General features: G+C 39.5%; 6 protein-coding genes. 4 read left to right on the top strand and 2 right to left on the bottom strand.

All coding sequences use genetic code 11. The features are described 5' to 3' along the window. Both K345_RS0104560 and K345_RS23295 read right to left on the bottom strand, forming a co-directional pair. A partial coding sequence (locus K345_RS0104560; protein WP_028973174.1) for an HU family DNA-binding protein occupies nt 1–472 on the bottom strand: 472 nt, incomplete at its 3' end. 249 nt (nt 473–721) lie between these two features. After that, complete coding sequence (locus K345_RS23295; RefSeq protein ID WP_169714764.1) at nt 722–934, bottom strand: hypothetical protein; 213 nt, start codon at nt 932–934, stop codon at nt 722–724. A gap of 137 nt (nt 935–1,071) precedes the next feature. Between K345_RS23295 and trxA the strand changes: the two genes are divergently transcribed. From trxA to K345_RS0104535, 4 genes are read left to right on the top strand one after another with little or no spacing between them, the layout of a single operon-like run. Continuing rightward, nucleotides 1,072–1,431: a thioredoxin gene (gene trxA, locus K345_RS0104550; RefSeq protein WP_028973172.1), complete on the top strand. Its 360-nt coding sequence runs from the start codon at nt 1,072–1,074 to the stop codon at nt 1,429–1,431. Between the two features lie 45 nt (nt 1,432–1,476). After that, on the top strand, nt 1,477–2,331 hold the full coding sequence (locus K345_RS0104545; protein WP_156888301.1) for a hypothetical protein: 855 nt from the start codon (nt 1,477–1,479) through the stop codon (nt 2,329–2,331). A 48-nt stretch (nt 2,332–2,379) separates the two neighbouring features. Continuing rightward, entirely contained in the window at nt 2,380–5,211 is a 2,832-nt protein-coding gene (gene uvrA, locus K345_RS0104540) for an excinuclease ABC subunit UvrA (RefSeq protein WP_028973170.1), read from the top strand. After that, nucleotides 5,208–8,501 (top strand): LPS-assembly protein LptD, encoded by a 3,294-nt coding sequence (locus K345_RS0104535; protein ID WP_028973169.1) that lies wholly within the window; start codon nt 5,208–5,210, stop codon nt 8,499–8,501. Before uvrA ends, K345_RS0104535 begins: the two co-directional genes overlap by 4 nt. Nucleotides 8,502–8,512: the final 11 nt, after the last annotated feature.

The following is an 8,512-nucleotide window of genomic DNA, read 5'->3' as shown; positions in this document are numbered from 1 at the left end:
CTCGTAACTCAATAAGGGATCCTGCTTCTAAATCCGAACTGTAACTCTGATTTGTCATATCATAGATCGTGTCTATAACAGGAGTCACAGGATTATACCGCACTCTAGATAGGGTGCTCTTATTTTGTATAGTACTCACTAATTGGCTATTAGGAGTTGTTTTAACCCTGAGCCTATGCTTTGTAGAATCAATCTCATCCGAGGTAGACGTAAATCCTCCCCCTAGTGATAGACCAAAGCGAGCGATATTCGATTTCACCGAATTCCCTAGTATTAGTTGTTCTTCTACCACTTCTTTTAATAGATCCATAACAACCACAATATCCTGTCGGGATACGGTTGTATTCTTGTTCGCCATTAAGTTCACCATGTCATCATGGTTGACATTAAGATTGGATTGCACTCGTGCAAGGAAGAGGCTGTCTTCTTTTGCAGTTCCTAGTTTGTTTTGGTGAAGGTAATAATTAATCATAAATATAACTCTCCTGGGGCGTCTCATCTTTGTCCGAATAGAGGCGTCATCGACCTGAAGACAAATGCTCATGTACTCAGAGTACACTGCGCTTTGTCTTTTGGACTCTTCCTTGCTCTTCGAACAAATCTTTCGACTTTCGGCTTTCCGACATGTTCCCTTTTTGAACTTTGCTTTTGGCCTGGCCTTGTAGCTTTGCTACTTTGGCTTGGAACTTGGTAGCTTGACTTCCTTTTTCCGTGGCCTTTGTTAAAAGGTTGCTTTGCTTACCTTGTTCCTTTTCTTTTTAATGTTAGTTCCCTGGGCAACGCCTGGGGGTAAGGAGAGGGGGAAAGCCGGTATGCTTGGGTCCTTGGCTTGTGGGCTTTGGTTCATCCCCTTACATAAGCTTCTTCTCAGCTGTTTCTGGAATATCGAGAAGTTTTTTGGAACTTTTTTTAGGAATTTTGCACTTTTTTTCAAAAAAACAGGCGAAGTACTTGTCTTATGATAAGCATTCCTTATGTTAGTACCAGAATGGGGGCCAAAGTTGGCAAAACTTGACTTTCCAATTCTTATATATTAATTTCTATATATAAACTAATTTTAAGGAGCAGAATATGGCTGCAGTACATCTAACTAAAGACGACTTTCTAAAAAAAGTCTTTAATTTTACTGAGAACTCTGAATGGAAGTTCGAGGGGGACAAGCCCTGTCTTATTGACTTCTATGCAGATTGGTGCGGTCCTTGTAAAATGGTCGCTCCGATATTAGAAGAACTGTCTGATGAACTTGAAGGTAAGATGAATATCTATAAGATAGATACAGAAGCGGAAAAGGATCTAGCTCAGGCCTTTGGTATCCAAAGTATTCCTAGCTTATTGTTTGTACCCATGGAAGGCCAACCCCAAATGGCTCAAGGCGCTTTACCTAAGGACACTTTAAAGAAAGCTATTAAAGATGTTCTTGATGTAGAATAGACAAAGTTAACTAAGCCCTTTATAATCAATGCCGACATTAAAACTATGAAGCGATTATATTTGGCCTTACTTATTATAGCAGTCTCTCCTCTCTTTGCGGAACCTGCCTGGCTTACTCTTGAACGGGGTATAGAGGCTTTGGATGATCGTCACCCAGGAGAGGCTCTTTTATATTTCCAGGATTTGGAAGCCGCCGATGAATATAGGCCCGAAACCGCCTATTATATTGGGCGCATCTATGAGCTGGAAGCTGAGATGGGTTTAGCTGAAAAGCAATACGTTAAAGCTCTTAATCTTAAGAACCAATTTTACAATTCCGAATTCGGCTATCAAGTACAATACGATTTGGCCAATCTCTACTACAAGCAAAACCGACTACAAGAATACAATAACATCCTCCTCGATATTCTTCAGGAAGATCCTCATTATAATAATAGTGATAATATGCGGTTACAGACTGCTTATCTGCAAGCATTGGAAGAGGGGGGTATAGATAAACTGTTACTCCTTTATCGTATGGAGCCCACCTTTGCCTTGGATGCTCATATTCGCCTTGGTGAATTATATTATCGTCAACAGCGTTACAGCAGGGCCTTATTACATGATTCTTATGCCGTTATCAGTCAGATTACCCCATTATTGAATGATCTAAGGAAAAATGATCCCGATTTTAGATTCACTTCTGTAGTTCAAACATTGAAAGAAGCTGATCGTGATCAGGAGTTCAGAGATCTTTTAAGGGATTCAGATTTCTATAAAGCCCTCTATTATATGGGGGCCAGTCTATGGGCTCTCCAGAAGAACAACAAAGCTGTAGAAGTATGGTCTATCCTGACTTCTACCACCGATTCAGGGCAGTGGGGACGAATGGCTGATCGACAGATTAACCGAATGAATTAATCCAGACTACTTGCCAGATATTTTAAAATAGCTTAATTTTTGATAAGTATGAAAAAGCTAATAATCAAGGGTGCTCGTGAGCACAACCTCAAAAATGTTGATCTGGAATTACCAAGGGATCAACTAATAGTATTTTCCGGAAAAAGTGGTTCCGGTAAGTCATCCCTTGCCTTTGATACCATATTTGCAGAAGGTCAACGTCGTTATGTAGAAAGTCTTTCCAGTTATGCCCGTATGTTCTTAGGGCGGATGGATAAACCTGATCTGGACTATATCGAAGGCCTAAGTCCTGCCATCTCCATTGAACAGAAGACTACACACAGTAATCCCCGTTCAACCGTTGGTACGGTCACCGAAATATACGATTATCTTCGTTTATTATTTGCCCGAATCGGTATTCCTCATTGTCCTCAATGCGGAAGGGAGATTCAAGAATTATCCGTTGATCAGATTGTAGATAATATAACCTCTTATCCAGAAGGTACTAAGCTTGTATTATTAGCTCCTATTGTACAGGGGCGTAAGGGAGAACATCAGAAGATTTTCTCAGATGCCCTAAAGGCTGGATTCCAGAGAGTCCGTGTCGATGGTGAGATCCTTAATATAGAAGATGGTATCACACTCGACAAAAAGAAGAAGCATTCTGTTGATATCGTTATTGACCGTCTTAAAATCAGTGCAAGCGTTCGTAAACGTCTAGCCGAATCGATTGAGACCGCTCTTGAGGTCTCAGATGGTAAGATAATAGCCCTTCGTTTACAGGAAGAGGGTGACGAGGAAGAATTTTTCTCTGAGAAAAACTCCTGTCCCCATTGTCAGATTAGTCTTCCTGAACTTCAACCAAGACTTTTTTCTTTTAATAATCCTATTGGTGCTTGTGAGGAATGTGCCGGTCTGGGATCTACTATGGAATTTATACCGGAACTCATCATTCCTGATCCGGAATTATCCTATAATGAAGGGGGATTTGCTCCCTACAACCCCTCAGCTAATTGGTACACAAGCTGGTTTAAGGGCTTAGCCAAACATTTTGGATTTACCTTGGATACACCTATCAAAGATATCCCCAAAAAGGTGATTGATGCCATCTTGTATGGAACCAAAGAACCTATTGATGTGAAATACACTAATAGAGAAGGGACAGGGAAGTTTGAGTATTCCAGTCAATTCAAAGGAATTATCAATGACCTAAAGCGCCGATACAGAGAAACAAACTCTGATGGCATTAAGGATTGGCTTGAAGGTTTTATGCGAGATGAGATCTGTCAATCTTGTCATGGAAAACGATTGAAACCCGAAGCCCTTGCTGTGACTGTTATGGATAAGAATATCCATGAGACCACTTGCCTAAGTGTTGCTGATTCTCATGACTTCTTTAATTCTCTTGTGCTGTCACCTAATCAAAAGCATATCGCCCAGCAGATTTTAAAGGAAGTGCAAGATCGATTAGGGTTTATGCGTTCTGTAGGTTTAGAATATCTATCTTTGGAACGTAAAGCAGGGACCCTTAGTGGGGGAGAAGCCCAGCGTATTCGTCTCGCCACCCAGATAGGTTCTAGTCTGATGGGAGTCCTTTATATTCTGGATGAACCTACCATCGGACTTCATCAACGTGATAACCAGCGTCTTATTGATACCCTGGTTCATTTGAAGAATCTGGGGAATACCCTGATAGTTGTTGAGCATGATGAGCAAACCCTTAGAGCCGCTGACTATATTGTAGACTTAGGTCCTGGTTCTGGTATTTATGGGGGAGAAGTTGTGGCCAAAGGGACACTGGAAGAAGTTCTGGAGAACCCTAATAGCTTAACAGGCCAGTATTTAACAGGTAAGATATCTATTAAAACCCGTGAGATTCGCCGTCCCGGTAATGGACAATTTGTAGAAGTTTTGGGGGCCAAGGAGAATAACCTCAAGAATATCAATGTCAAGATTCCTTTAGGAACTCTGTCGGTTATCACAGGGGTGTCCGGATCGGGCAAATCAACCTTACTTAATGGTATCATCTATCCATATATATTCAATAAGGTCGGAAGAGGTAAGACCCATAAAGTGGGTAAGGTGAAGGAGATTAAAGGGCTTGATAACATTGATAAGGTTATCAGCATTGATCAAAGTCCTATTGGACGAACGCCCCGTTCTAATCCTGCTACCTATGTAGGTGTTTTTACTGCTATCCGGGAATTATTCTCAGGCTTGCCTGATTCAAAGGCCAGAGGATATAAGGCAGGAAGATTTTCTTTCAATGTTAAGGGTGGACGTTGTGAAAACTGTCAAGGTGATGGTACAATCAAGATTGAAATGCACTTTCTTCCCGATGTGTATGTCACTTGTGATGTCTGTAAAGGTAAGCGTTATAACAGAGAGACTCTTGATGTAAGATACAAGGGGAAGAACATTCATGATGTACTGGATATGTCCATTAGTGAAGCTGTTGAGTTTTTTCAAGCCATTCCTGCTATCCACCGTAAGTTATCCACACTGGAATCGGTAGGATTGGGGTATGTTCGCCTGGGTCAATCAGCCCTAACCTTATCCGGTGGGGAAGCTCAAAGGGTTAAACTAGCTCTGGAACTCGCTAAGAGGAGCACAGGGAAGACCTTATACATCATAGATGAACCCACAACAGGATTGCATTTTGCAGATGTTAAGCAATTGATGGAGGTCTTGCAGCAGTTGATTGATCAAGGTAATTCGGCCATTCTTATTGAACACAATCTCGATGTTATTCAACAAGCTGATTATATTATTGACTTGGGACCGGAAGGAGGAGATAAAGGAGGCAATCTTGTTGTCGCCGGAACTCCTGAAGAAGTAGCCCAATGTACAGAATCCTACACAGGATACTATTTAAAAGAGGCCTTTGAGGATAATCCTTGAGAAGGATTATCCTATTAGCCTTGATTTTCGCTGGTTTTGGATGTTTATGGTCACAGGATTTGTTTACTGATACCTTGGCCAAAGACATCGATACAGCCCGTTATCGGGAAGTTGTTAACTGGTTAAGTCAATTGGGGCTGTCAACAGAAGGAAGCCTTGATACTATGAAATCAAGGCTTTCTGAGTATTATAATATTGAAGAAAGTGATGATATAAATTCTTTAGAGGATATGGTCAGTATTGAAAGGGCAGATTTTGTCGAATATTTTTCTATACCAGAAAAAAATGAAAACTATCTTCGCCTTGTAGGTCAGGTTAAGCTTGTTCTTAATCAGGAAGCAGAGGACCAGACTCATACCATAGAAGCTCAGGAGATTCTCTATAATCAACAGAAGAATTTACTCTATGGGAAAGGGAATGTTAGTTATACCCTAACAAAAAAGGATGGTACTGAAAACTTCACAGGAAGCCGTTTATTCTTTAATGTTGATACTTGGTCAGGTCGATTTATCGATGGTGGTTCAAATACTTCTACTAAGAATAGTTATAATGAGGAACTAGATTACTTCTATACCGCTGATACCATTCGACGGACAAAGGACGATGTGATCATTCTTAATAACATCACTAGATCTTCTTCTATACCTGAAGAACCTTATTATAAGATTAAAGCCAGTAAAGTATGGATATTAACACCCGATGAGTGGGCTATCCTTAATGGTGTATTATATATTGGTGAGATTCCTGTATTTTATATTCCCTTTTACTTTAAGCCCGGTGATGAGATGCTCTTTAATCCTGTTATAGGCACTGATTCTACAGAGGGCTTTTTCTTTTACACTACTTATTATATCTATGGTCAGAAGGAAACCTCTTCTTCCAGTTTTAGCTTCTTAAAGGTTCAAGAAGATAGTGATAGTAAAGAATTTTATGAGTATGTTCGTCATGGGTTGTACTTACAACGTACTAGTGATGTTCTCCCTAAGGATGATCTTCGACGCACCCAGTATTGGAAATTTTATGGTGATATGACTAATAAGACTCTAGCTTCCTTTGGGTCTGTAGGTATCTTTGATGCCATTCCTCATATACATTCTCTTAGTTATTATGAGGGTATTGCCTTTTCTCATGATCTGGATAGCACAGGTATTCCCTTTGATTATACAAGGCAGATCTATGATCAACCCTTTCAGACGGGATGGTTCTGGAATACAGATGTTCCTTTTCGCTATTTATTTTCCATTGATTTAAAGATTTTAGAAAACATTACTCTCAAGGTTGAAGCGGCAAGTGATCCTGATTTTCCAGAGGATTTCCTAGATAGAAATGAAAATTTTGAGTTTCTCAATCTCTTTGGTTTTGATCAATTAGAAAAAGATTATTCAACTAAGGATGATGAGAGAAGCTATAAATTCTCTAGTTATGTCGATTCCACCTCTAAATTTGAGACTTTAGAATGGAGTATAAAAAGTTCTTTCGAGCCTAATGTGACTAAGTTTAATCCTTGGTTGTCTTCCCTGTCTGTATCAGATTTTAACACAAAACTCCTTTGGTCTTATGATGATAAAAAGAACTATAAGGATTCTTATTACTATCCAAACTCTCTGAAATGGACTTCTTTATCAGCTAGTTTAGGAGGAGCTTTATTCCCTTATAAAGCTGCTAGCTCAAAAGGTTCTGAAGTCGTGGAAGATGGAGATATTATTCCTCCTTGGGGGAACAAAGGAGAAACAACAGAAGAGGCAAACACTTCGGAGATACAGGATGAAGAGGACTGGGACCCAATAATCCCTCCCTCCTATCTGGGTCCCATTAATATTAATAGCTCTCCTGAATATGATTACCGTCCCCAATTGAGTTATAAGATGAAGGGCTTAAATTATGATCTCACCAGTGTTTATACAGATCCCTCAGGTGTCCCTGGGGAGATAGAATTTGATGAGGAGACACGTCGATCCGTACTGTCCGCCTCCAGTATTGCCTTGATTATCGACCAAAGCTTGGGACCTTTCGGTTCTGTGTCTAATAGTCTGGATTTCATGTATTCTGAATCAAAATATCTTTATTTGAATGAAGATACTTTGACGAGTTCTAAAATTAAAAGTTATAAGGAAGATGATTATTCTGATTCTACTAGATACTTAACCGATGCCCTAAGTGTATCCACCACACCTTATCCCTTATATACGGACTGGACTGTGAATTACCAATGGAAGGGGATAATCTTTGATAGAGAATTCGATGATGATTATTATGATACGAATCAGGAAGTCCGTTATGATTGGCAAACCCTCCAATTCACAGATGACTATATTCTAAAACACTTAGTAGGCTCTCAATACGCATACTATTTACCCTATAGTGACATAAAAAGTAGTCTCTCCTATGAGAAAAATCTTCCTCCTCAAGCAGAAGAAGATAGTTTTGATACAACTACAAAATGGGGGCAAAGGTCGTTGTCTGTGACAGTGTCCCAAGATGGTGATAAAAAAGAGGAGGAAGATTGGATCCTTGATCCTTTGTCTGTACAGTTAGCTTATGAACCATTCTCCTATTTAACTTTTGCTCAGGATGTGAGATATAATTGGGAAGAAGAAGATTGGGATACACTGATCTATAGTATTGATTTCTTCAGATTGGAAGCCTTATACAAGATGAAAAGAGACTATCATTATGATGTAGACATTAATGCTTCTAATGGTCCTCTGATTACTCGTGATAAGAAGAAATTTCAACCTGTGGAAGCTTCTCTAGGTTTAAATACAGCAGAATTCAAGAAGGATTTTCTAGGAGGTCGAATTTCTTTAGGAGGGAAGATTGACTTCACCGCTGATCTTTATCTGAATAATTTTATTGATTCCGCCTCTTCATTGAATACATCATTGTCTTTTGATATAGTAGATTTTCTCAGAGTCCGATTTAAAACATCTTCTTCTAATAACAGCCTTTACCGTTATGTTCCTTATTATTATAAACAAATTAATGGTTCTATGGAGGAATATACCTCTCCTATAGAGGATATATTGACCGGTTTTGCCTTTGGAAATACAGAAAAACGTAAATCCAGTCAATATAAAATTGATTCCTTGAATTTATCCATTGATCATTATATGCCCGATTGGGTATTATCCTTTGCTTTGGATAGTACCCCTATCGAAAAAGAAGATGGCACAGGTTGGAAGTTTTCTAATGAGTTTGTCATCCAGCTTCGCTGGAAGCCACACCAGGAATTTCATTCTGTGATTGAACAATCTGAGGATGATGGCTTTGAGTTTAAAACGCAGAAATAGGTTGACCACTT

The organism is Spirochaeta cellobiosiphila DSM 17781, from assembly GCF_000426705.1.
GTDB classification, from domain to species: domain Bacteria; phylum Spirochaetota; class Spirochaetia; order DSM-17781; family DSM-17781; genus Spirochaeta_E; species Spirochaeta_E cellobiosiphila.
This window is presented reverse-complemented; position numbering and strand designations above follow the sequence as displayed.

Coding starts and splice junctions, on each gene's coding strand:
- trxA (WP_028973172.1), top strand. CDS start 1,072: ATGGCTGCAGTACATCTAACTAAAGACGACTTTCTAAAAAAAGTCTTT.
- K345_RS0104545 (WP_156888301.1), top strand. CDS start 1,477: ATGAAGCGATTATATTTGGCCTTACTTATTATAGCAGTCTCTCCTCTC.
- uvrA (WP_028973170.1), top strand. CDS start 2,380: ATGAAAAAGCTAATAATCAAGGGTGCTCGTGAGCACAACCTCAAAAAT.